Origin of the sequence: Saccharothrix longispora, from assembly GCF_031455225.1 — a bacterium.
Taxonomy (GTDB): domain Bacteria; phylum Actinomycetota; class Actinomycetes; order Mycobacteriales; family Pseudonocardiaceae; genus Actinosynnema; species Actinosynnema longispora.
The window spans coordinates 647669-672950 of the sequence record NZ_JAVDSG010000001.1; the positions used below are offsets into that span (position 1 = coordinate 647669).

Here is a 25282-nt window from a genome sequence, read left to right on the forward strand (position 1 = left end):
AGCATCATGAGAAAACTGCTGGTCGCCGTGGCCGCCGCCGCGCTGGCGCTGTCCGCCTGCTCGTCCGGGGGAGGTGCGGGGAGCGACGGGAACGTCACCATCACGTTCTGGGACAACAACGGCGGCCCCGCGCGCGAGCCGATCTACAAGGAGCTGATCTCGCGCTTCGAGGCCGCGAACCCGACCATCAAGGTCGAGTACGTCGGCATCCCCAGCGCGTCGGTGCAGCAGAAGTACGACACCGCCATCGCCGGCGGCGAGACGCCCGACGTGGGCGGCGTGACCACCTCGTACCTCGCGCACCTCGTCGGACAGGAGGCGCTGGCCCCCCTCGACGACCGCATCAACGGCGGGCCGCTCAAGGACAAGCTGCTGCCCTCGCTGGTGGAGACGGTCCGCCAGACCGCGCCGGACGGCAAGCTCTACCTCGTCCCGTCGTCGGCCAACATGGACATCATCTGGTACCGCACCGACTGGTTCCAGGCCGCCGGCATCGAGCCGCCGAAGACCTGGGACGAGTTCGTCACCGCCGCCGAGAAGCTCACCGACACGGCCGCGAACAAGTACGGCTACACCATCCGCGGCGGCGCCGGCTCGGTGTTCCAGCTGATCACCGAGGCGTACTCGTACTCCGGCGTGGACAACTTCTTCAAGGACGGCCGGAGCACCCTGGGCGACGAGGCCAACGCCGAACTGGTCGACAAGGTCGCCAAGCTCTACAAGAAGGCCACGCCCGAAGCCGACGTCAACAACAGCTTCACCCAGATGATCGCCCAGTTCACCGGCGGCTCGGTCGCGATGATGCACCACAACCTGGGCTCCTACAGCGACGTCACCAAGGCGCTCGGCGACAAGGTCGCCGCGATCCCGCTGCCGGTCGGCCCCGGCGGCAAGCGGACCGTCGTGCCCAACCCGACCGACGGCTTCGCGGTGTTCAACAACAGCGAGAAGCAGGACGCGGCGTGGAAGTTCGCCGAGTTCCTCACCTCCGTCGAGTCCAACAGCTACTGGAACGAGAAGGTCGGCCAGATCCCCGCCAACACCGACGTGCGCAGCGCCGAGTGGATCGACAAGGCCGCCCACGTGAAGATGGCGCTCGGCGTCCTGGAGGACCCGGCCACCGTCCTCGTGCCCGCCCCCGTGTACCTGCCGCAGTACTCCTCGATCACCAAGACCGACAGCGAGCCCCAGTACCAGAAGGTGCTCCTCGGCGAGCTGAGCGCCCAGCAGTTCCTGGACGACATGGCGGAGAAGCTGACCGAGGCGCAGAAGGAGTGGGAGGACCGCAAATGATCGAGCGCGTCGAGGTGTCGGTGTTCACGACCACCGCGTTCACCGCGGTGGACCCGCACGGGCACCGGCACCCCAGCGCCGAGCACGAGGTGCGCGAGGCACTGCTGGAGATCACGGACTCCTCCGGTGCGGTCGGCCGCGTGCAGGTGCACCCCGACCAGCTGCGGCCCGCCGTGCTCGACTCGATCGTGAAGCCGGTGCTGCTGGGCGCCGACCCGTGGGACCGGGAGCGGCTGTGGACGGCGATGGCGCGCAAGCAGCGCGGCTCGCACGGCCGCTTCACCGACCGCGCCCTCGGGTACGTCGACACCGCCCTGTGGGACCTGGCGGGCAAGCTCGCCGACCTGCCGGTGTGGAAGCTGCTGGGCGGCGCGCGGTCCCGCGTGCCCGCCTACGCCAGCACGATGTGCGGCGACGAGATCCCCGGCGGGCTGTCCACGCCCGGCGACTACGCCTCGTTCGCCAAGGAGCTGGTCTCGCGCGGCTACCGGGCCATCAAGCTGCACACGTGGATGCCGCCGGTGCCCGGCGCACCGAGCGTGCGGGCCGACATCGCCGCCTGCGAGGCCGTCCGCGACGCCGTGGGACCGGCCGTGGCCCTGATGCTCGACGCCAACCACTGGTACTCGCGCACCGACGCGCTGGAACTGGGGCGGGCGCTGGAGGACCTGGACTTCTACTGGTTCGAGGAGCCGATGGAGGAGGCGTCGATCAGCTCCTACCGGTGGCTCTCCGAGCAGCTGTCCGTGCCGGTCATCGGGCCCGAGGTGGCCTGGGGCAAGCACCTCAGCCGCGCCGAGTGGATCACGTCCGGGGCGTGCGACATCCTGCGCGCCGGACCCACCGACGTGGGCGGCATCTCGCCGACGGTCAAGGCCGCCCACCTGGCCGAGTCGTTCAACATGGACTGCGAGATCCACGGCGACGGCTCCGCGTCGCTGGCCGTCCTCGGCGGCACCGGCACCGGCCGCTGGTACGAGCGCGGCCTGCTGCACCCGCACCACGACTTCGACCGCGTGCCGCCGCACCGGCTCGCGATCGCCGACCCGCTCGACGACGAGGGGTGCGTGTCCCTCTCGACGGCTCCCGGCCTGGGGGACGAGTTCGACGTCGAGCACATCCGTTCGCACACCCTGGAGAGGTGGTGAGTCCGGTGTAGGCGCTCGGCCGCCGCCACGTGAAGAACCGCCGCCGGTTCCCTTTTCCATCCACAGTCGTATGGAGGAAACCGCATGTCACGCAAGACTTCCCGTGCGCTGCTCGCAGCAGCGGCATTGGCGTCCACCGCCCTCATGGTGGCGCCGTCGGCCAACGCGGCCTCGTTCAACCTGGAGGGCTGGGGCACGCAGTGCGGTGGCACCACCGGTGGTAGCGGTGGCTCCACGGTGGACGTCCGCGACGCGACCGCGTTCACCAACGCGGCCAAGTCCACCACCACCCAGACCATCCGCGTGAACGGCACCATCACGCTCTCGGCCATGACGAAGGTGGCGTCCAACAAGACGATCATCGGCGTCGGCTCGGGCGCCACGATCGCCGGCCACGGCCTCAACATCTCCAAGGTGTCCAACGTCATCGTCCGGAACCTGAACTTCAGGGACTGGCAGGACGACGGCATCCAGGTCGAGACCTCCACCAGGGTCTGGGTCGACCACAACACGCTGCGCAACGGCTACGACGGCGCGATCGACATCAAGCGCGGGTCGGACTGCGTCACCGTGTCGTGGAACAAGATCAGCAGCCACGACAAGACCATGCTGCTCGGCCACAGCGACGACAACGCCAGCCAGGACCGGGGCAAGCTGCGCGTCAGCTACCACCACAACTGGTTCGACGGCACCAACCAGCGCCACCCGCGCGTGCGCTTCGGCAACCCGGTGCACGTCTACAACAACTACTACGGCGGCGTGACGTCGTACGGTGTCGCTTCCACGCTGGAGGCGGGTGTCCTCGTCGAGGGCAACTACTTCGAGAACACCAAGGACCCGTTCCACCGCGGTGAGGGCAGCTCGCCTGCCGCCAACCTCGTGGCGCGGAACAACCACTTCGTGAACTCGGGTTCCGGTGACCAGGGCGGCAGCGTCAAGTCGATCCCGTACTCCTACACGCTCGACAGCGCGAGCAGCGTGAAGTCGACCGTGCAGGGCGGTGCGGGCACCGGCAAGATCTGACGTTCCCGCTCGGTGACGGCGGCCCCCGGACTCCTCGTCCCGGGGGCCGCCCACTGTCCGTGAGGACCTGGTCGAGAAGGGGGTGGATGCCCCAGGCGGCGACTCACGCCGCCACCGCGGGTGGTCGGTGGAGCAGGTTCTGGCGTGGCCTCTGTGCGGGGTCGATGTGTCGGGGTGGGATGAACGTCGGTGTTCCGCCGGTGGTGGTGATCTGCCACTGTGAGTGGTGGATGAGTGTGTGGTGGGTGCGGCAGAGCAGGACGAGGTTTGTCAGGTCGGTGGTGCCGCCGTCGGCCCAGTGTTGGATGTGGTGGGCGTCGCACCACTTGGGTGGTCGGTGGCAGTCGGGGAAGGCGCAGCCCCGGTCGCGGGCGTGCAGTGCCCTGCGCTGGGCCACGTTCACGGTCCGCTTGGCGCGGCCGAGGTCGAGTACTTCGGAGTCGCCGCCGAGGACGACGGGGACGATTTTGGCGTCGCAGGCGATGCGGCGGGCTTGTGCCGCGCTGAGGTGCCGGTCGCCGTCCAACAAGGCGTGCCCGACACCGCGGCGCAGGGTGTCGTGGTCGATGGTGACGCTGATGTGCGGCCGTTCCCCGGCCTCTGACGGCAGGTCGGTGGAGCGTGACGCCAGTGCGATCAGGTCGGCGAACGCCTCACCGCGCCGTCGTGCCGCGTCGCGGGGGCCGTCCGGGCGAGGGGTGGAGAGTGGTTCGAGCATCGCGGTGAACCGCGCCCCGCTTTCCGCCGACAACTCACCGAAGAATTCGAGTCGTCCGCCGGGCAGGTCGCGCAGGTGCAGCACGTCGCCGGGATCGGCGGCGGGTTCGTCCACCTCGTCCGCCCGGTCCTGTTCGGCGCGGTCGCGAATCCGGTCGGCCAGTTGCCGCACCGCTTTCGGTTCCACTGATCGCGCCGCCTCGACCAGGATTTCCTCGGACCCCTCGGGCAGGCGCAGCGAGATGGCCCGCGCCAATTCGGTCAGGTGTCCGTCGGAGAGTTCCTCCAACACCGCACCCGTCGCCGGGTGCAGGGGTGGAAGCGGTTGCCCGGTGGGGCTGAGCGAGGGCAGGAACAGGGTCACCTGCGCCGTCCACCGCTTCACCTCCCGCGGGTCGGCCCGCACCAACCGCCGGAAGGTGTCGGTGTCCAGCCCGCGCCGCAGCACCTCGGCCAGCAACCGCAGCCGCCGCACGTGCAACGCCCGCAGCGATGCCTCGACCTCGGCGATGGCGGCGAACACACCATCGTCGGAAAGCAGCGCGGGCGACACGTCCATGAATTCAGGCTATTCGAACACCTGTGCCCATTTCATCACTTGATCAGGTGAAACGCGGGATCGGTGGCGGCGGGTGTGGCAGGGCGTCCTCCTGGGACACCCGCCGCTCCGTCAGCTCAGCCCCGTCGCCACTTCTGGTTCGCGCTGCCCAGGCACTCCCACTGCTGCGCCGGGTTGCCGGAGCAGCGGGCGAGCTGGATGGCCGCGCCGTTGTCGCGCGAACCCCACGCCACGTCCATGCACAGGCCGAACGCGCGCACCGTGCCGTCACCGGGGAACGTCCAGTTCTGCGCGTTGGTGCCGTTGCAGTCCCACACCTGGAGGCGCTGACCCTCGACGCCGTTGGCGTTCGGCACGTCGATGCACTTGTCCTGGTAGCCGATGATCCGGCTGGTGCTGCCGCCGCCACCGGTCGTGGTGAGCTGGAGGCCGTAGACGTTCAGGATCTCGTTCACCGGTTGGAACAGCGAGGTGCCGCCGTTCGCGCAGGTGCCCGCCGCACCCGAGGCGACGCCTTGGGCCTGGTTGCCGGCCAGGTAGGAGCCGCCCGAGTCGCCGGGCTGTGCGCAGGCGGTGGTGGAGGTGAGGCCGTGGACCAGTCGACCGGAGTAGTTGACCGTGACGTTCTTGGCCTGGATCGTGCCGCAGCGCCGGCCCGTCGTCCGACCGGAGCGGCAGACCGACGCGCCGACGCCCGCCTCCTGCGACCCGGCGAAGGTGCCCTGGCCGACGTTGTTGAAACCGAGCGCGGGGCTGCCGGTGCCGCCGCAGTGCCCGGCCGTGACGAACCCGCCGTTGTTGACGGAGAAGCCGACGGAGCACAGCGTGTTGCCGTTGATGACGTACTGGTCGCCGCCCCTGATGTCGTGCACCGGGCGCGGGGCCTCGGTGACCTCGGCTCGGGCGGTGACGCCGGCCTTCGCGGCGAACGCGCGGGCGGCTTCGGTGGTGCGGGCGTTGACCACGACGGAGTTGGTGGGCGGGTCGACGTACCAGGAGTGCACGTCCGGGGTGGTGGCCGAGCGGTCCGGCCCGGAGCGGTCCAGCGCCGACTTGGCGTCGGCCAGGGACGTGGTGGGAGCAGGACGCCGACGCCTACCACGGGTTCCTGCTGCGCCCGGAGCAGGTGGCCGCGTCCGACCGGCTGGTGGCCGAGGCGGGCCTGCACGCGTGACGCGACCCCGCCCCCGGGGCCTGGGGCCACCGGGGACGGGGTCGCCGCTCCGGGTGCTACGGGTTGACGTTGATGGTGAACGTGCTCGTGCGGTTGCGGATGTTCTCCGCGTTGTCGCTGAACCGCAGGCCGTGGAACGTCACCGAGCCGACCGCCGGGCCCTGGTTGGCCTCGGGCATCTCGTTCGCCCACAGGCCGATGCCGGACTTGGCCTGGAACTGGTCACCGCTCAGCCGCGCCCCGGAGATCGAGACATCGGTCAGGACGGTGTCCTGGATCGGGTTCTCCGGTGTCGACCCGTTGTACTTGGTCTGGAACATGATGCCCGCGTACGTCGGATCGACGATGTCGACGTCGTTCACCCTGATGCCCCGGAACGGCTTGGAGGCCGAGAACATCCAGATGCCCGGAAACGTCTGCGCGCCCCAGAAGTGACCGCCCGTGCGGACCAGGGTGATCCCGCTGAACGTCGTCGGCTCGGGGCCGAAGCCGTTCATGGGGTAGCCGAAGTCCAGCGAGCTGATCGTGACACCGGAGTAGGTCAGCGTGTCGGCGACGTGGATGTTGCGGAACGTGTTGAGGAAGCCGCCGTAGACGGCCAGGCCCGCCGCGCGCCACGTGGTGAGCGAGGTCAGGTTCTCGTACACGTTGTTCTTCTCGTCCGCGCCGCCCGCGTCGATCGCCGAGAACAGCGCGAAGCTGTCGTCACCGGTCGAGCGCGCCTCGATGTTCTGCACGAGGTTGTCCGTGCTGCCGTTGGTCATGTTGACGCCGTCGGCGAACGTGTTGCGGATGCGCGAGTTCCTGATGGTCGTGAAGTCGGTGTTCGCGCCCCAGTAGAGGCACACCACGTGCTCGGCCCAGATGTCGTCGATGGTGATCCGGGAGACGTTCGCGAAGTCGAACACCTTGCCGGGGCCGTCGATGCGGGACGTGTAGTTGCCGAAGAAGCTGAAGCCCCGGAACACCGAGCCGTTGACGGAGGACTCGGCGCGGAAGCCCGCGTCGGTGTTCTCCTGCGTGGTCGGCACGACGAACTTCGTGAACCACGGACCGGCGCCGACCACCTGCACCGGCTTGCCGTACACCTGGAACTTCTGCGCCGTGGTGTACGTGCCGGCCGGCAGGTACACGCCGAGCAGGTTGCCGCTGGTGTCCATGCGGAACCGGTCCAGCGCGTTCTGCACGTCCTGGTGGCCGAAGCCGGTCGGCGTGACGAACCGCGCCGGGTCGGGGTTGGCCTTGGCGACCGCGTTCTCGAAGTTCACGAAGTCGATGGCGTAGTTCGTGCCGTTCGCCGCGTCCTTCTGGAGCTTGATCCTCGTGCCCGCCGGGAACGTCCCGTCGAGCATGGTGCTCGCCTCGTCGTAGATGTGCCGCGGACCGCCGGCGCTCGGCGAGTTTCCGGGACTCGCCTCGTTGCCGTACAGCCAGATGTGGCGCGAGTGCAGGTCGAGCGCTTTGTGGAAGGTGCCGTTGACGTAGACGTTGACGGTGGACGCGATGCCGCCGCCTCCCGCCGAGTCCGGGATGGAGAACCGGGTGACCAGGGTGTTGGTCGGCGCGGTGGTGGTGAACTCGACCGACTGGCCGGTGGCGTTCAGCGTGACCGCGCGCCGACCGGACGCTTCGCCGGCGAGGTCGCCGATGACGCGGTTCGGGCCGATCCTGCTCGCCCCGCCCGCGGTGACGCCGTCCTCGGCCTCGACGTGCTGCCACGGCACGTTCGCGCCGCGGCCCACGAACAGGGACTGGTCGGTGCGGTTGTTGCCCTGCCGGGCCGCGATCTCGTTGGCGTCCACCGCGACCTGGGTGCGGACGGTGTGGTTGCCGTTCGCGGCGGTCCACGAGCCCAGGGCGACCTGCGCGGACTGGCCCGGCTGGAGCACGCCCGCGTAGCTGCCGGTCAGCGTCCGCACGGTGCCGCCTGACCCGTTGAGGAGGGTCAGCGTGATGCCGTGCGCGCCGCCCGCGGTGGCGATCGAGCCGTCGTTGCGCAGGACCGCGGTGAACGCCGTGGCCTGGCCGTCGGACGGGTTGGTGGGCGACCAGCCGACCGAGGCGACCAGGTCCGAGCTGGGCACCGGCGTGACGACCAGTGCGGACGGGTGCAGGCGGGCGTTGTTCGCCTCGTCCTGCTCGACGACCTTCTTCGTCTCGTCGACCTTCGCCGCGTACTGGTAGGAGCCGGAGCCGCGCGGGCCGATGGCGGCCGTCGCGGTCGCCGACGCGCCCGCCGCGAGCGCGCCCACCTGGGCGGTGCCGACCGCGTCGGAGCCGAGGAAGAACGTCACGTCGGTGGCCGCGGACGCCGCCGTGCCCGCGTTGCGCACGGTCGCCGACAGGGTGATGGCGCTCGTCTCGACCGGGCTGACCGGGGTGAACGACGTGCCGGTGACGGTCAGGTCCGGGTTGGGCGCGGCGGTGCCGAACACCTGGAACTCGGCGACCTGGCCGCCGGGGGCGCCGGTGTTGGACGTGATGCGCAGCCGCACGTCCGCGACGCGGGCGGCCAGCGGGATGGTCACCGCGTTGCCCGACGCCGGGTCGAACCGGTAGTCGCGCGCCGGCACCAGGTCCGTGAAGCCGGTCGTGCCCTGCTCGCGACCCAGGACCTGGAGGTTCTGCGTGCGGGCGCCCCACGCGCTCGACGGGTTCAGCTTGACCGTGACCGAGCTGACGTCCGCGTTGGCGCCGAGTCGCGTGGTGAGCGTGCCGGGGTGGGCCGCGGCTTCCCAGTAGGTGTTCACGTCGTCGTCCACGGCGTTGGCCGCGACGAAGGTGAACGCGTGGGAGTCGGCTGTGGTGGGCTTGCCCTTGGCGAGGTTCGTGCCGGGCGGACCGGGGTTGCCGGGGCGGGTGACGCTCGCGCTCCGCGGCGACTGGTTGCCCGCCGCGTCCTTGGCGACCACCTGGTAGGTGACGGCGAGGCCGTCGGGCTGGGTGTCGGTGTAGGACAGCGCGCTGCCCGCCACGCTGGTGCGCAGTTGACCGTTGGCGTACACGTCGTAGCCGGTGACGCCGACGTTGTCGGTGGCCGCGTTCCAGGTGAGCCTGATCTGCCCGGACTGCGGGGTCGTGCACGCGAGGTTCGTCGGCGCGGTGGGCGCCTGCGCGTCGCCGCCCGACGGGCCGTGCAGCTCGAACTCGGAGATCTGCCCGGCGGGCCAGCCGGTGTTGCCGGTAATCAGCAGCCGCAGGTACCGCGTGGTGGTCGAGGTGAACTCGATGGTCGCGGTGTTGTTCGCGGACGGCTGGAAGGTGTGCTGCGCCGACGGCACGAGGTCGCTGAACGACGTGCCGTCCGCGCTGGTCTGCACGGCCAGCGTCTGCGTGCGCGCCCCCCAGCCGCTCAGCGGGGTCTTGAGCACCACCCGGTCGACCTTCACCGCCGCGCCGAGGTCCGCCCGCAGCCACTGCGGGAAGGCGTTGTTGGCGCTCTCCCAGTAGGTGGCCTGGTTGCCGTCACCGGCGTTGGGCGCCTGGTAGACGTCGGCGTGGCTGCTCGCGGTGTAGGTGGCGGGCAGCGGGGCCTGGGCGTCGACGACCCGGCGGACGTCGACCTCGGCCAGTTGCGCCCCCTCGTCCGCGCTGTTCGCGGTCACCTCGACCTGCACGAAGCGGACCAGCGTCGGGGCGACGTCGAACGTGACCCGGTTCTTCTCGGCGGGGCGGAAGGTGTGCGTGCCGGAGGGCACCAGGGTGGACAGGCCCTTGCCGTCGAGGCTCGTGCGGATGCTGAAGGTCTGGTCGCGCTCGCCGAAGTGCTCCGGCAGGGACAGCGCGACCTGGTCGATCCGGGTGGGTGCGCCGAGGTCGAGGCCGACGGACCGGGGCAGGGAGTCGGTCTGCCAGTAGGTGTTCGCGTCGTCGTCGTCCACCAGCGCGGCGGCGGGCGCCCCCTGGGCGACGGGGGAGACCAGTGCCAACGCGGTGAGGGACAGTGCGAGCAGGGAGGCGGTCAGGCGTGAACGAGCACGTGTCGTCGGTGACATCGTCGTGCTGGCCCTTCTCGTCGGGCGGGTGGCCGTGGCCGGGGCGGAATCCCGACCACGCAGGGCTGGCGCGTGCGAACAGGGATTTCCCGATCTTTGTCGGGTCTTTCCGCTTACTTGTCGATTTTTTGCAGTCTGCGCCCGAAGAGTTACAGAGGAATCGTCGGAAAGTCAACGGGTCAGCAGTGGCCGGTCAGCAGGTTTGCGCCATCCGGGGCAATCGCGCGGACGCCGTCGTCGCGGTCCGGGGGACCTAAACTCGACCACCTTGGGGAGGTGGCGGGTGAGCGACCCGAAGACGGCGTTCGCGCAGGCCCTGGCGGAGCTGCGCGGACGGGTGCCCGACCGGTCGGACGAGGCGGTGGCGAGGCGCGCGAGCGCGGTCGTCCTGCCGTCGGGGCGGCGGGTACCGGTCAACGCCCGGCGGCTGGGGGAGTGGGTGGCAGGCCAGTCCGTGCCGCGCGACTTCGACGCCGTGCTGGCCGTGGCGATGGCGACCGGCGGCGTGACCGGGTCGGCCGCGCTGCGCGAGCTGTGGCGTGCCGCCCGACGGGCGCCCGGACGGCAGGACCGCGAGCCGCGGGAGCCCCGCGCCACCAGGGTCGTCGTCGGCCGACCGCCCAGCGACGCGGCGGCGCTGCGCGACCGGTCGGCACTGGCGCGGGCCGTGGACGACGCGCTGCGCGCCGAGGACGTCCGGCAGGTGCTGCTGACCGGGCCCGGCGGCGTCGGCAAGTCGCAGCTCGCGACCGCCGTGTTCCACCGGGCGCGGGCCGACGTGCTCGTGTGGGTGGGCGCGCGGACCAGGCAGTCCGTGCTCACCGGGTACGCCCGCGCCTGGCGCGCCCTGGTCGGGGCCGAGGCGGGTGCCGACGAGGAGGCGCAGGCCGACCTGTTCCTGGACTGGCTGCGCACCACCACCACGCCGTGGCTGGTCGTGCTGGACGACGTGGACGACCTCGCGGAACCCGCCGGGCTGTGGCCCGCGGGGGACGCCGGGCGCAGCCTCGTCACCACCCGGCGGCGCGACGCGGCGTTGCTGCGCCCGGACGTGCGGGTCGTGCCGGTGGGCATGTTCGACCCCGACGAGGCCGCCGCCTACCTGTCCGCGCGGCTGTCGGTCGACCCCCGGCACAGCCCCGCGGAACTGGTCGCGCTCGCCGACGCGCTCGGCTGCTTCCCGCTGGCGCTGTCCCAGGCCGCCGCGTTCCTCATCGACAGCGGTATCGGCGTGCGCGGCTACCTGGACCTGCTGGCCGACCGCCGGCAGCGGGTGGCCGACCTGTTCCCGCCGTCCTCACCCGCCGACGAGCACGACGACACCGTCGCGGGCACCGTGCGGCTGGCCGTCGAACGGGCGTCCACGCTGGCGGCCAACGCGCTCGACGTGCTCGGGCTCGTCGCCGTGCTCTCGCCCGACGGCATCCCCGAGGCCGTGCTGCTCGACGGCGGGCGCAACCTGCTGGCGCTGCGGGCGCTGCACCGGCTCAACCTCGTCACCCACGTCGGCCGGGTGGAGGCGCACGCGCTCGTGCAGCGGACCGTGCGCGACCTCGTGCCGGACCCGGCCGCCGTGGCCGTGGCGGCGGCCGACGCCCTCGAACGCGAGTGGGCCTCCGCCGACCCCGACACCGCGGCGGCCCTGCACCGCAACGCCGAGGTGCTGCGCGCCGTCGCGGGTGAGCACCTGTGGGACGGCGGCATGCACCCCGTGCTGCTCCGCCTCGCCCGGCACCTGGCGGCCATCGGCCGGCCCGCCGCCGCCCGCGACGTGGCCGTCGCGCTGCTCGCCCGCGCCGTCGAACCGCGCGACGTCGTCGTCCTGCGCACCGAGGTGGCCAGGTCCACCGGCGACCTCGGTGACACCACGACCGCGCTCGCCGACCTGACCGGGGTGCGCGCGCTGGCCGAACGCGAACTCGGCCGCACCGACCTCGCGACCCTGTGGGCCCGCGAGCACCACGCCCGGTTCCTGATGGAGACCGGCCGCATCGACGCCGCGCTGACCGAGTTCACCGCCCTGATCGCCGACGGCGGCCTCCCCGCCTCCCACCCGCTCGTGGTGGAGGCCGAGGACAACCGGACGCTGTGCCTGGGCCTCGCGGGTGACGTCGACGGCGCCAGGGACGCGGCGACCGCGCTGGTGACCGTGCTGCGGACCGAACTGGGGCCGCGGCACCGGCAGACGCTGCGCGCCCTGGTCGGCCTCGGCCGGTGGATCGGCGAGACCGGTGACGCCCCCGCCGCCGTGGCGACCTACCGGGAAGCCGTCGAGGGGCTGGAGGCCGTCGTCGGCCGGGGCGCGCACGACACGTTCATCGCCCGCCACAACCTGGCCTACTGGCGTGCCCTCGCGGGCGACCTGGACACCGCCATCGCCGAGTTCGACGCCGCCGCGGCCGACGCGGAGCGCGCCCTGGGCGAGCGGCACCCCACGACCCTCACCTACCGGGGCAACCTGGCGTTCTGGCGCGGCGTCGCGGGCGACCCGCGGGCGGTGGAGCACCTCGCCGCCCTGCGCCGGCTCGTCGAGGACGTGTTCGGCCCCGCCCACCCCCGCGTGCTGCGCACCCGGCAGCAGCGGGCCGACCTGCTGCACCGGGCCGGGCGACGGGCCGAGGCGGTCGACGAGCTGCGCGCCGTGCTGGTCGAGATGACGCGGGTGCAGGGGGAGAACCACCCGCGCACCCGCGAGGCCGCCGACCTGCTCGACGGCTGGACCGGGCGGTAGGCACGGCGACGGCGCCGCACCCCTTCCGCGAGGGCGCGGCGCCGTCGTCCACCCGGCGGGTCAGGTGCGACGCACGATGACCCGCTGGAGCACGATGAAGGCGAGCAGCAGCGCGCCGATCACGATCTTCGTCCACCACGAGGACAGCGTGCCCTCGAAGGAGATCAGCGTCTGGATCGTGCCCAGCACCAGCACGCCCACCACCGAGCCGATCACGAACCCGACACCGCCCGACAGCAGGCTGCCGCCCACCACGACCGCAGCGATGGCGTCCAGCTCCATGCCCACCGCGTGCAGGCTGTAGCCGGAGAGCATGTAGAGGCTGAACAGCAGACCGGCCAGCGCCGAGCAGAACCCGCTGATCACGTACACGCCGATCTTCACCCGGCCCGTGGCCAGGCCCATCAGCCGCGCCGACGACTCGCTGCCGCCCACCGCGTACACCGTGCGCCCGAACCGCGTCAGGTGCAGCACGTACACCGCCGCCAGCACCGCCGCCAGCGCGATCACCACGCCGTAGGTGATGGTCACCCCGCCCGGCAGCTCGACCGTCCCGGTCGCCAGGTCGCGGAACGTCGCGTCCTTGATGGAGACGGACTCCACGCTGATCACGAAGCACAGGCCGCGCGCCAGGAACATGCCCGCCAGCGTCACGATGAACGGCTGCACGCCGAACCGGTGGATCACCCACCCCATCGCCAGGCCCAGCACCGAACCCGCGGCCAGCACGGCCAGCACGGTCAGCCACGCCGGCCAGCCGGAGCGCAGCATCGCCGCCGCGATCATCGTGGACAGCGCCACGACCGAGCCCACCGACAGGTCGATGCCGCCGGTCAGGATCACGAACGTCATGCCCACGGCGAGCACGATCAGGAACGCGTTGTCGATGAACAGGTTCGCCACCACCTGCCCGGACGCGAACCCCTCGTAGCGCACCGAGCCGACGCCGAACGTCGCCACGAACACCACGAACGTGGCGATCACCGGCAGGAACCGCGTGGGCACCCCGCCCGGCTTGCGCGTCGTGCCGGTGGTCGGCCCGCCCACCGGCGGTGCGGTCGTCGTCGCCGTCATCGCAGAGCCACCCCTCGCCTCACCCGGATCCGGACCGGTGCCTGGAGCAGGCACACCGCGATCACCACGACCGCCTTGAACACCAGCGTGATCTCCGGCGCGATGCCCGCCGTGTACACGGTCGTGGTCAACGTCTGGATGATCAACGCGCCCAGCAGCGTGCCGGTCAGCGAGTACCGGCCGCCGGCCAGCGACGTGCCGCCGATGACCACGGCCAGGATCGCGTCCATCTCGATCCACAGACCGGCGCTGTTGGCGTCCGCCGCGCTCACGTTCGAGCTGATCATCAGGCCCGCGATGCCCGCGCACAGCGCCGCGAACACGTACACCGTCCAGATGATCGTGCGCGCCCGGACACCCGCGAGCCTGCTGGCCTCGGGGTTCACGCCGACCGACTCGATCAGCATGCCCAGCGCCGTCTTGCGGGTCGTCAGCGCGACCAGGCCCAGCACCGCCAGGCTGATCAGGATCGCGATCGGCAGCACCACGAACCCCGCGCCCACCTGCCGGTAGGAGTCGCTGTTCACGGTGATGATCTGGCCCTCGGTGATCAGCATCGCGATACCGCGACCCGCCGTCATCAGCACCAGCGTCGCGATGATCGGCTGGATGCCCAGCACCGACACCAGGAACCCGTTCCACAGGCCCAGCACCGCGCACAGCACTAGCGCCAACCCCATGCCGACCCACGCGTTGCCGCCCGACGCGATGTGCGTGCACGTCACCGCGCCCGCGATGGCCGCCACCGCGCCCACCGACAGGTCGATGCCGCGGGTCGCGATCACCAGCGTCATGCCCAGCGCGATCAGCAGCGTCGGCGCGCCGTTGCGCAGGATGTCCACGAGGCTGCCGAACAACGCGCCGTCCTGCATGCGCAGCGCGAAGAACGACGGGGTCACCACCACGTTCACCAGCAGCAGCGCCACCAGCGCCAGCGCCGGCCAGAGCAGTCGGTTCTTCGTCACGAGGCCACCGCCTTGTCGATCGGCGTCACGACGACCTCGGCCTCGGCGGGCTCGTCGACCGTCCCCGCGATCAGCTCCATCACGTCGTCCACGCCCGCGTCGCCGCCCAGTTCGGCGACCATCTTCCGGTCGCGCATCACGACCACCCGGTCCGCGATGCGGACCACCTCCTCCAACTCGGCGGAGATGAACACGACCGCCATGCCGTCGGCCGCCAGGTCCGCCACCACCTTCTGGATCTGCGCCTTCGCGCCGACGTCGATGCCGCGCGTCGGCTCGTCCAGGATCAACAGCCGGGGCTCGGTCACCAGCCACCGGGCCAGCAGCACCTTCTGCTGGTTGCCGCCGGACAGGGTGCCCACCACCGCGTCCGCGTCGGCGGGCCGGATGTCCAGCATCTCCACGTACTTCGCCACCAGTTCGTCGGCCTGCCTGCGCGGCACCGGCCGGGCCCAGCCGCGGGCCGCCTGGAGCGCCAGCACCAGGTTGTCCCGGATGGTCAGGTCCGCCACCACGCCCTCGGCCTTGCGGTCCTCCGAGGAGAACGCGATGCCCGCCCCGATCGCCGCGCGCGGCCCGGTCAGCCGCAGCGGCGTCCCGTCCACCAGCACCCGGCCCGAGTCGGCCTTGTCCGCGCCGAACAGCAGCCGCGCCACCTCCGTGCGCCCGGAACCGAGCAGCCCGGCCAGGCCGACCACCTCGCCCGCGCGCACCTCCAGGTCGAACGGCGCCACCGACCCCTTGCGCCCCAGGCCCTGCGCCACGAGCAGCGGCTCGCCCGGCGTGTTGCCGGACCGGTGCTCGATCTCCTCCAGCACGCCCATCTCGCGCCCCAGCATCGCCGACACCAGGTCGATCCGGCTGAACGAGGCGGTCATGCGCTCACCGACCAGCCGGCCGTTGCGCAGGACCGTCATCCGGTCGGAGATCTCGTACACCTGCTCCAGGAAGTGCGTCACGAACAGCACCGCGACGCCCTCGTCGCGCAGCACCCGGATGATCCGGAACAGCTCCGCCACCTCGTCGACGTCCAGGCTGGAGGTGGGCTCGTCGAGCACCAGGACCTGGGCGTCCACGGCGACCGCGCGCGCGATGGCCACCAGCTGCTGCACCGCGATCGGGTGACTGCCCAGGACCGAACCCGGGTCGATGCGCAGCCCGATGCGCGCCAGCAGCTCCGCCGAACGCCTGCGCATGCCCTTGCCGTCGATCCGGCCGAACTTCCGGGGCTCGCGCCCGAGGAGGATGTTCTCCGCCACGGTCAGGTTCGCGCAGAGGTTCACCTCCTGGTAGACGGTGCTGATCCCGGCCGCCTGCGCCTGCGCGGGCCCGGCGAACGACACGGGTTCCCCCGCGTGGCGGATCTCGCCCGCGGCGAGCGGGTGCACGCCCGTCAGCGCCTTGATGAGCGTGGACTTGCCCGCTCCGTTCTCGCCCATCAGGGCGTGGACCTCGCCGGGGAACAGCCGGAAGTCCACCTCTTGCAGTGCCTTCACACCGGGGAACTCCACCGAGATGCCCCGCATGTCGACGACCGGCTCGGTCACCGGACAACTCCCCTCACACGCTGGGTGCGGTCCCCGCCACCACACCCGGAGGGTGGCGGGGACCGCGGTCTGTGATCAGTGCTCGCGGGTCAGTACTTGCGCTCCGGGAGCGCGGCCTTGGCCTGCTCCGAGGTGAACGTCGTCTCCTCGGTGACCACCCGCGGCGGCACCTCCTCGCCGGCGACGACCTTCTTCGCCAGCTCCATCAGCTGCTTGCCCAGCAGGGGGTTGCACTCGACGATGAAGTTGATCTCACCGGCGGCCAGTGCGGTCATGCCGTCCTTCACCGCGTCCACGGTGATGATCTTGATGTCCTTGCCCGGCACCTTGCCTGCGGCCTTGATCGCCTCGATCGCACCCAGGCCCATGTCGTCGTTGTGCGCGTAGACCACGTCGATCTGCGGCACCGACTTCAGGAACGCCTCCATGACCTGCTTGCCGCCCGAGCGGGTGAAGTCACCGGTCTGCGTGGCGACGATCTTCAGGTCCGTGCCCGCGATGGCGTCCTCGAAGCCCTTCTTGCGGTCGATCGCCGGCGCCGCGCCCGTCGTGCCCTGGAGCTCGACGACGTTCTTCGCGCCCGCCGCGTTCTCCTTCAGCCACTCGCCGGCCTTCTTGCCCTCCTCGATGAAGTCCGAACCGAGGAAGGTCTTGTAGAGCGAGGTGTCGTCCGAGTCGACCGCGCGGTCGGTCAGGATCACCGGGATGTTCGCGCGCTTGGCCTCCAGCAGGACGGTGTCCCAGCCGGTCTCCACCACCGGGCTGAAGGCGATGACGTCCACCTTCTGCTGGATGTAGGAGCGGATCGCCTTGATCTGGTTCTCCTGCTTCTGCTGCGCGTCGGAGAACTTCAGGTCGACCCCGGCCGCGGCGGCCTCCTCCTGGATCGACTTGGTGTTCGCGGTGCGCCAGCCGCTCTCGGCGCCCACCTGGGCGAAGCCCATGGTGAGCTTGCCGTCGTCGGCGGCCGGGGAGCCGGCGTCCCCGGACCCACCGGAGCCGCACGCGGTCAGCGCGGCCAACAGGACCGCGCTGGCGGCGGTCGCGATCTTCTTCAGCACTGGTCTTCCTCCGTGTGTGCCCGAGACACTGGCGGGGCGGCGATCCGCGTGACCGTGGTCACCTGGGCCACAAGAGTGAGCGTTCACAATCGGGACGTCAACCCCCTGGAAACAACAACTTTGCACGCTTGACATCTTCGTCAGGGCGGTCGTATGTTAGCGCTAACTTTTGTGACTCAGCGCACGTCAACACCCGGACGTCCTGTTCACCACGCGGCCTCCTGCCGCGCGCAAGACGAGAGCGACGCCCCCATGTTTCCCCTGCGTCCCGTCAGACTCCAGCCCTCACGGCCCGTCTTCGCGGCCGGTGACCGCCTGACCGATTCAGTGAACCGGTCCACCACAGCCGGCCACCCCGCTCCGGCAGGCCACCCCGCTCCGGCAGGCCACCGCGCGCCGGCCCTCCCCGTCACCGCGCTGGTCGCCGCGCTGATCGCGGCAGTGGTCGCGGCAGTGGTCGCCCCGACCGCCTCGGCCGCCGGCGTGACCAACGAACTCGTCCTGCACCACCCCCTCACCGAGACCTCCGGCACCGTCGCGGCCGACGCCTCCGGCGGCGGCCGGCCCGCCACCATCGTCGGAGACGCCACGCCCTCCGGCGCCGACGGCCTCCGCCTCGGCGGCGTCGACGGGCACGTCGACCTGCCCGACGACCTGATGCGCGGCCTGACCGACGTCTCCGTCTCGATCCAGGTCCGGATCGACGCCGACCAGTCCACGCCCTACTTCATCTGGGGCCTCGGCAACTCGTCGGGCAGCGCGGGCAACGGTTACCTCTTCACCACGGGCAACGCCTACCGCACCTCCATCGCCACCGGCAACTGGTCCACCGAGCAGACCGCCACGGCCGGGCGCGACCTCGCCAGGGGCGTCTGGAAGACGCTCACCTACACGTTGGCGGGCGGCACCGCCGTGCTCTACGAGGACGGTGTCGAAGTCGGCCGCAGGACCGATGTCACCACCACCCCCGCCGCCATCGGCAACGGCACCACGACCGCCAACCACCTCGGCCGTTCGGTCTACAGCGGCGACCGCCACCTCAAGGGCGCCATCCGCGACTTCCGCCTCTACGACCGCGCGCTCACCCCCGCCGAGGTGCACGAGCTGGGCTTCGTGTCCGACGAGGAGAAGGCCCGCCGCGACCTGGCCGCCCTCGACCTCGGCGACCTGTCCGCCGTCACCGCGGACCTCACCCTGCCGACCGCCGGCCCCTACGGCTCGACCATCACCTGGCACAGCAGTGACACCCGGTACGTGACCGCCACCGGCGCCGTCACCCGCCCCGCGCCGGGCAGCCGCCCGGAAACCGTCACCCTCACCGCGTCGGCGCACGGCCTGACCCGCGCCTTCACGGTCACCGTCCTCCCCGAGCCGACCGACCGCCAGAAGGTCGACGAGGCCGCCGCCGCGCTGACCGTCTGGAACGCCTCCGACGTCCGCGGCAACCTCACCCTCCCCACCACCGGTCTGCACGGCACCGAGGTGTCCTGGAAGTCGACGAAGAAGAAGGTCGTCACCGACACCGGCGAGGTCACCCGACCGGCGCACGGCGAGCGCGCCGAACGCGTCACCCTCACCGCGACCGTCGAGAGCGGCCGCAAGCAGGCCAAGCGCCGCTTCGAGCTCACCGTGACCCCGCTGCCGCAGCAGCAGGACTACGAGGGCTACCTCTTCGGCTACTTCACCGGCGAGGGCACCGCGTCCGGCGAGCAGGTCCACTTCGCCGCCAGCCGGGGCAACGACGCGCTGAAGTGGGACGAGCTCAACGGCGGCAACCCGGTGCTCACCTCCTCCCTGGGCGACAAGGGCGTCCGCGACCCGTTCATCATCCGCTCACCCGAGGGCGACAGGTTCTTCCTCATCGCCACCGACCTGAAGATGCACGGGAACGGCAACTGGGACCTCGTGCAGCGTAAGGGCAGCCGCCACATCGAGGTGTGGGAATCCACGGACCTCGTGAACTGGTCGCAGCAGCGCCACGTCCAGGTCTCCCCGGAGACCGCAGGCAACACGTGGGCACCCGAGGCGTACTACGACGACAGCATCGGCGCGTACGTCGTCTTCTGGGCGTCGAAGCTCTACGCCGAGGACGACCCGGGGCACACGGGCAACACCTACAACAAGATGCTGTACGCGACCACCCGCGACTTCCGCACCTTCACCGAGCCGCAGGTCTGGGTGGACCCGGGCTACTCGGTGATCGACTCGACCGTGATCAAGCACGGCGCGGAGTACTACCGGTTCACCAAGGACGAGCGGAACAACACCTCCTCCACGCCGTGCAGCAAGTTCATCCTGGCCGAGCGGTCCGCCGAGCTGCGCGCCACCTCCTACGACTTCGTGGCCGACTGCATCGGCAAGGGCTCGATCCGGCAGGGCGAGGGCCCCACGGTCTTCAAGTCGAACACCGAGGACAAGTGGTACCTGTTCATCGACGAGTTCGGCGGACGCGGCTACGTGCCCTTCGAGACCACCGACCTGACCTCCGGGCAGTGGCGGATGTCGACCGACTACCAACTGCCCAGCCGCCCCCGGCACGGCACCGTCCTGCCGGTCACCAAGGCGGAGATGGACCGCGTCCGGGCCGCCTACCCGTGAACCGGAGATCGGACGAGCACCTCAGCCGGTGACCGGCCCGACCGGACGGAGCGTGCGCGCGTGATGTGACGGGTCTCCACGAAGGGATTGGGTTGTGAGATCTCGTTCTCTGACACTGCTGCCCGCCGTACTGGCGGTAGCCCTCGCCGTGCCGGCGCTCAGCCCGGCCTCGGCGGCCGGCGGGGGCGGGTACGCGTTGCCCGGCTTCGCCGCGCAGGCGGCGGCCCGGACCGACTACACCATCGGCATCGACCCGCAGGCCAAGGGCGCCCCGATCGACCACACCATGTACGGCGTCTTCTTCGAGGACATCAACCGGGCCGCCGACGGCGGGCTCTACGCCGAACTGGTGCAGAACCGGTCGTTCGAGTACGACCCGGCCGACAACGCCGGCTACACACCCCTCACCGGCTGGGCGCCGACCGGCGGCACGCTCGACGTGGTCGACGACGACGCGCGGCTCAATGAGCGCAACCGGCGCCACCTCAAGCTCGGCCTGCCCGCCGGGATCATCAACGCCGGCTACAACTCCGGCATCAACGTCGAGCGCGATGAGAAGTACGACTTCTCCGCCTGGGCCCGCACCGACCAGGCGGCGGGCACGCCGCTCACCGTCGGCCTCACCGACCCCGCGGGCAAGGAGTTGGCACCGGGGCTGAAGATCCAGGTGCGCGGCGACGGCTGGACCAAGTACACCGGCACCTTCCGCGCACGCGAGTCGTCCACCACGGGCAGGCTGCTCGTCAGCGGCGGGGGAGCGGGCACCCTGCGGCTGGACATGGTCTCGCTCATGCCGCGGGACACCTACAAGGGCCACGGCCTGCGCGAGGACCTCGCCGAGAAGATCGCCGCCCTCAAGCCCGGCTTCGTCCGCTTCCCCGGCGGCTGCCTGGTCAACACCGGCAGCCACTACGGGTACGACGCCTCGACCGGCTACGAGCGCAAGCGCTCGTACCAGTGGAAGGACACCATCGGCCCGATCGAGGAGCGCGCCACCAGCGCCAACTTCTGGGGCTACAACCAGTCCTACGGCCTCGGCTACTACGAGTACTTCCAGTTCGCCGAGGACATCGGTGCCATGCCGCTGCCCGTGGTGCCCGCGCTCGTCACCGGCTGCGGCCAGAACCGCGCCACCGACGACCCGGCGCTGCTCCAGCGGCACATCCAGGACACGCTCGACCTGATCGAGTTCGCCAACGGACCGGCCGACTCGACCTGGGGGCGCAAGCGCGCCGAGATGGGCCACCCGGCGCCGTTCGGGCTGACGCACCTCGGAGTGGGCAACGAGGAGAACCTGCCCGACGCGTTCTTCGCCAACTTCACGCGGTTCCGCGCGGCGATCGAGGCCAGGTACCCCGACATCACCGTGGTGGGCAACTCCGGCCCGGACGACACGGGCGACACCTTCGACCGGCTCTGGCAGCTCAACCGCGACGCCGGCGTCGAGATGGTGGACGAGCACTACTACAACAGCCCGAGCTGGTTCCTGGAGAACAACGACCGCTACGACTCCTACGACCGCAACGGACCGAAGGTCTTCCTCGGCGAGTACGCCTCTCAGGACAACAGGTTCGCCAACGCCCTCGCCGAGGCCGCCTTCATGACCGGGCTGGAGCGCAACGCCGACGTGGTGAAGCTCGCCTCCTACGCGCCGCTGCTGTCCAACGAGGACTACGTGCAGTGGCGGCCGGACATGATCTGGTTCGACAACGACGCCTCCTGGGGTTCGGCCTCCTACGAGGTGCAGAAGCTGTTCATGAACAACGTGGGTGACCACGTCGTGAAGAGCACGGCCTCCGGCACCCCGTGGAACCCTCAACCGATCACCGGCGCCATCGGCCTCTCCTCCTGGGCCACGTCGGTCGCCTACGACGACGTGAAGGTCACCGCCGCGGACGGGCGCGAGCTGTTCGCGGACGACTTCTCCGGTGACGCGAGCCGGTGGACCGGCAACGGCACGGGCGACTGGGGCGTGGTGGACGGCGCCTACGTGCAGGCCGACACCGGCGTCACGAACCCCCTGGTGACCGCGGGCGACCCCACCTGGAGCGACTTCACGTTCAGCGTCAAGGCCACCAAGCGCTCCGGCGGCGAGGGCTTCCTGATCCCCTTCGCGGTCAACGGCGGCGGCAACCCGTTCTGGTGGAACCTCGGCGGCTGGAACAACACCCGCTCCGCCGTGGACGGCGGCAACTCCTCGCGCGTCTTCCACTCGGACGACACCACCATCGAGACCGGCCGCACCTACGACTTGCGGGTCGAGGTGCGCGGCCGCACCGTGAAGCTCTTCATCGACGGGCGGAAGTGGGCCGAGTTCGCCGACGACACCAACCGGGCGCCCGAACCCTTCCGCCAGGTGGTCACCCGCGACCAGAAGACCGGCGAGCTGATCCTCAAGGTGGTCAACGCGCAGGCGAACGCCGCCCGCACGAAGGTCGACCTGGGGGCCGGCACCTGGGTCCTGCCCGCTGCGGAGGCGACGGTGCTGGAAGGCCTGCCGGACGACGTGAACACGGAGTTCACCCAGCCCGTGAAGGCGCGCAAGACCCAGGTGCGCGTCTCGTCCGGCTTCACCCACACCTTCCCACCCCACTCGGTGACCTTCTTGCGGCTCAAGGACAAACGACGCTGACCGCACCCGCATCGGGATCTTCATGAAGTCCAAGGTATGGAACACCTGTTCGAACGTCATCGGTCCGCGAGCATGATCACCACATCGGGTGACCGGCCGGGTGGCGAACCGAGAGGAGCCGTTGTGAGTCTCGACCGCAGGTCCCTGTTCCGCGCCGGTGGCGCGCTGGCCGTGGCGGGCACCCTGCCCGCTTCGGCGGCCGTCGCCTCCGCGCAACAGCAGCAGGAGCGCGTCCCGGCGCAGGCGGCCGACCTGCCCACCCGCAACCCCCTGGTGGAGCAGCGCGCCGACCCGTTCGTCACCACGCCCGTGGACGGCATGTACTACCTGACCGGCTCCGTCCCCGAGTACGACCGGGTCGTCGTCCGCGGCGCGTCCACCCTGGACGGCCTGGCCACGGCCCGCGAGCGCACGATCTGGCGACGGCCCGCGTCCGGGAGGATGGGCGGCTACGTCTGGGCCCCGGAGCTGCACCGCGTCGACGGCCGGTGGTACGTCTACTTCGCCGCGGGCGACTCCGACGAGCCGTTCCGCATCCGCACCTACGTGCTGGAGTCGGACAAGGCCGACCCGCGCGAGGGCGGGTGGGTGCTCAAGGGGCAGGTGGTCACCGCCTGGGACACCTTCACGCTCGACGCGACCACGTTCGAGCACCGCGGCAAGCGGTACTTCCTGTGGGCGCAGAGCGAGCCCGGCATCGCGACCAACAGCAACCTCTACATCGCCGAGATGGCCACGCCGCTGGAACTCGGGAGCGCACCCGTGCGCATCGCCGTGCCCACCCTGCCCTGGGAGGTCCAGGGCTTCAAGGTGAACGAGGGGCCGGCGGTGCTCATCCGCAACGGCCGGGTGTTCGTCACCTTCTCGGCCAGCGCCACCGATGCCCGCTACTGCATGGGCCTGCTCACCGCCGACGAGAACGCGAACCTGCTCGACGCGCGTTCGTGGACCAAGTCGCCGAACCCGGTCTTCACGACGAACGACGCGACGCGGCGGTACGGCCCCGGGCACAACTCGTTCACCACCGTCGGCGACCAGGACGTGCTGGTCTACCACGCCCGCGACTACCGGGACATCACCGGCGACCCGCTGTTCGACCCGAACCGGCACACCCGCGTGCAGAAGGTGCACTGGAACGACGACGGCACGCCGAGCTTCGGGGTCCCCCTCGGCGAGGGCGGGCCGGTGGTGCGGTTGTCGCCGGTCGACTCGCCCCGGCTCGTCGTGCGGCACCACGACTACCGGTTGCGCGTCGACGGCGACGTGCGCGAGCTGGGCGACTCGCAGTTCCGCCTCGTCGACGGGTTCCTGGGCGCGGGCACGACCGCCGTGCAGTCGGTGAACTTCCCGGAGCGGTACGCGCGGGTGGACGGCGCGGCGTTGCGCGTCGACCCGTACGAGGACTCCGACGCCTACGGGCGGACGGCGTCGTTCGTGCGGGTGGCGGGTCTGGCGGGCCGCGACGGCGTGTCGCTGCGGTTGGCCGCGGACCCGGCGCGGTACGTGGCGCACGACGGGGCCGGGCGCCTGGTGCTCACCGCGCCGGGCAACGACCGGGGCGCGCGCGAGCGGGCGACTTTCCGCCTCGGCTGATGCGCGTCCTGACCTCCTGGGGACGGTCTCTGGTGGACAATGGTCGTGAGAGCACCTTCGTGGTGGACAACAGGTGTTATCGCTAACATCGCAAGGTGTCGGCATGAGTGGAGATGGGGCAGCAGTGGAGCACAGGACCGCGCGCGATCCCGCGATGACGGACGTCGCCAAGCTCGCCGGGGTCTCGCACCAGACGGTGTCGAGGGTGCTCAACGGCCACCCGAACGTCCGGGAGCAGACAAGGCTGCGGGTGCGCGCGGCCATCGCCGAGCTGGGCTACCGGCCCAACAAGGCGGCCCGCGCGCTGGTCACCGGGCGGTCCCAGCTCATCGGGGTGGTGGCGCAGAACTCGACCCTCTACGGCCCGGCCTCGCTGCTCGCCGCGTTCGAGCAGGCGGCGGCCGAGGCCGGGTTCGCGGTGAGCGTGGGCCGGGTGAACGTGCTGGACCGCAACTCCATCTCCGACGCCGTGGAGCGGCACCGCGACCAGCGCGTCGCGGGGATAGTGGTCATCGCGCCGACCGCGTCGGCCAACGACGCGGTCGGCGCCGTCTCCGCGGGCATCCCGCTGGTCACGGTGGACGGCGACCCGGAGCGCTCGACGCCCCTGGTGACCGTCGACCAGGCGGCGGGGGCGTTCGCGGCGACCACGCACCTGCTGGAGGCGGGGCACCGCACCGTGTGGCACGTGTCGGGGCCTCCCGACTGGTTCGACAGCGCCGGTCGCATAAGGGGTTGGCGCAGCGCGCTGGAGACGGCGGGGCTGGAGGTGCCGCCGGTGGTGCCGGCCGACTGGAGTGCCGCGTCCGGGTACCGGGCGGGGCAGATGCTGGCCCGGATGCCCGAGGTCACGGCGATCTTCGCGGCGAACGACCACCTGGCGCTCGGCATCCTGCGCGCGATGAGCGAACGCGGCCGCACGGTGCCGCACGACGTGAGCGTGGTCGGGTTCGACGACGTGCCGGAGGCGGCCTACTTCATCCCGCCGCTGACCACGATCAGGCCGGACTTCGACGCGGTGGCGCGGGAGACGCTGGGGCTGCTGCTGGCCCAGGTCGGCGACGGCGAGGTGGGCGCCTCGCAGCGCACGATCGCGCCGTCGCTGGTGACGCGGGACAGCGTCGCGCCGCCGCGCTGACCGGATCTTCGAGGACCCCGCGCCCGGTGCTGCC

15 protein-coding genes are annotated in these 25282 nt (G+C 71.1%); 8 read left to right on the top strand and 7 right to left on the bottom strand.

Going from position 1 to position 25282, the window contains the following annotated elements; all coding sequences use genetic code 11:
* Window positions 1-6: 6 nt before the first annotated feature.
* The 3 genes from J2S66_RS02910 to J2S66_RS02920 all read left to right on the top strand — a co-directional run bounded on the left by J2S66_RS02910 (window position 7) and on the right by J2S66_RS02920 (window position 3464).
* A complete protein-coding gene (locus J2S66_RS02910; RefSeq protein WP_310303465.1) occupies window positions 7-1293 on the top strand; it encodes an ABC transporter substrate-binding protein in 1287 nt (428 codons plus the stop codon).
* Entirely contained in the window at window positions 1290-2441 is a 1152-nt protein-coding gene (locus J2S66_RS02915) for an enolase C-terminal domain-like protein (RefSeq protein ID WP_310303468.1), read from the top strand. Before J2S66_RS02910 ends, J2S66_RS02915 begins: the two co-directional genes overlap by 4 nt.
* An 84-nt stretch (window positions 2442-2525) precedes the next feature.
* Complete coding sequence (locus J2S66_RS02920) at window positions 2526-3464, top strand: pectate lyase family protein (protein ID WP_310303470.1); 939 nt, start codon at window positions 2526-2528, stop codon at window positions 3462-3464.
* A gap of 103 nt (window positions 3465-3567) precedes the next feature.
* Here the strand turns inward: J2S66_RS02920 and J2S66_RS02925 are convergent, their stop codons facing one another.
* From J2S66_RS02925 to J2S66_RS02935, 3 genes are all read right to left on the bottom strand, one after another.
* A complete protein-coding gene (locus J2S66_RS02925) occupies window positions 3568-4740 on the bottom strand; it encodes an HNH endonuclease signature motif containing protein (RefSeq protein ID WP_310303472.1) in 1173 nt (390 codons plus the stop codon).
* Between the two features lie 116 nt (window positions 4741-4856).
* Window positions 4857-5807 carry a ricin-type beta-trefoil lectin domain protein gene (locus J2S66_RS02930; RefSeq protein WP_310314625.1) on the bottom strand — a complete coding sequence of 317 codons (951 nt, stop codon included), beginning with the start codon at window positions 5805-5807 and terminating at the stop codon, window positions 4857-4859.
* A 163-nt stretch (window positions 5808-5970) separates the two neighbouring features.
* Window positions 5971-9909: a discoidin domain-containing protein gene (locus J2S66_RS02935; protein ID WP_310303474.1), complete on the bottom strand. Its 3939-nt coding sequence runs from the start codon at window positions 9907-9909 to the stop codon at window positions 5971-5973.
* 283 nt (window positions 9910-10192) lie between these two features.
* Here J2S66_RS02935 and J2S66_RS02940 point away from each other — a divergent pair, with 283 nt between their 5' ends.
* Entirely contained in the window at window positions 10193-12640 is a 2448-nt protein-coding gene (locus J2S66_RS02940) for an NB-ARC domain-containing protein (RefSeq protein WP_310303475.1), read from the top strand.
* Between the two features lie 60 nt (window positions 12641-12700).
* On the opposite strand, the gene yjfF is transcribed toward J2S66_RS02940, so the two are convergent.
* The 4 genes from yjfF to J2S66_RS02960 all read right to left on the bottom strand — a co-directional run bounded on the left by yjfF (window position 12701) and on the right by J2S66_RS02960 (window position 17287).
* Window positions 12701-13714: a galactofuranose ABC transporter, permease protein YjfF gene (gene yjfF, locus J2S66_RS02945; protein ID WP_310303477.1), complete on the bottom strand. Its 1014-nt coding sequence runs from the start codon at window positions 13712-13714 to the stop codon at window positions 12701-12703.
* Window positions 13711-14679 carry an ABC transporter permease gene (locus tag J2S66_RS02950; RefSeq protein ID WP_310303480.1) on the bottom strand — a complete coding sequence of 323 codons (969 nt, stop codon included), beginning with the start codon at window positions 14677-14679 and terminating at the stop codon, window positions 13711-13713. Before J2S66_RS02950 ends, yjfF begins: the two co-directional genes overlap by 4 nt.
* Window positions 14676-16205, bottom strand: a complete 1530-nt coding sequence (locus J2S66_RS02955) for a sugar ABC transporter ATP-binding protein (RefSeq protein ID WP_310314628.1) — start codon at window positions 16203-16205, stop codon at window positions 14676-14678. The genes J2S66_RS02950 and J2S66_RS02955 overlap by 4 nt, the downstream gene beginning before the upstream one ends.
* 110 nt (window positions 16206-16315) lie before the next feature.
* Entirely contained in the window at window positions 16316-17287 is a 972-nt protein-coding gene (locus J2S66_RS02960) for an ABC transporter substrate-binding protein (protein WP_310303483.1), read from the bottom strand.
* A gap of 453 nt (window positions 17288-17740) precedes the next feature.
* Between J2S66_RS02960 and J2S66_RS02965 the strand changes: the two genes are divergently transcribed.
* The 4 genes from J2S66_RS02965 to J2S66_RS02980 all read left to right on the top strand — a co-directional run bounded on the left by J2S66_RS02965 (window position 17741) and on the right by J2S66_RS02980 (window position 25248).
* The gene (locus J2S66_RS02965) at window positions 17741-19885 is read left to right on the top strand and encodes an immunoglobulin-like domain-containing protein (RefSeq protein WP_310303485.1); all 2145 of its coding nucleotides are present in this window, start codon (window positions 17741-17743) and stop codon (window positions 19883-19885) included.
* A gap of 94 nt (window positions 19886-19979) precedes the next feature.
* Window positions 19980-22517 (top strand): alpha-L-arabinofuranosidase family protein, encoded by a 2538-nt coding sequence (locus tag J2S66_RS02970; RefSeq protein WP_310303487.1) that lies wholly within the window; start codon window positions 19980-19982, stop codon window positions 22515-22517.
* 123 nt (window positions 22518-22640) lie between these two features.
* Window positions 22641-24110, top strand: coding sequence for a family 43 glycosylhydrolase (locus tag J2S66_RS02975; RefSeq protein WP_310303489.1), 1470 nt, complete (start codon window positions 22641-22643; stop codon window positions 24108-24110).
* A 103-nt stretch (window positions 24111-24213) separates the two neighbouring features.
* On the top strand, window positions 24214-25248 hold the full coding sequence (locus tag J2S66_RS02980) for a LacI family DNA-binding transcriptional regulator (RefSeq protein WP_310303492.1): 1035 nt from the start codon (window positions 24214-24216) through the stop codon (window positions 25246-25248).
* Window positions 25249-25282: the final 34 nt, after the last annotated feature.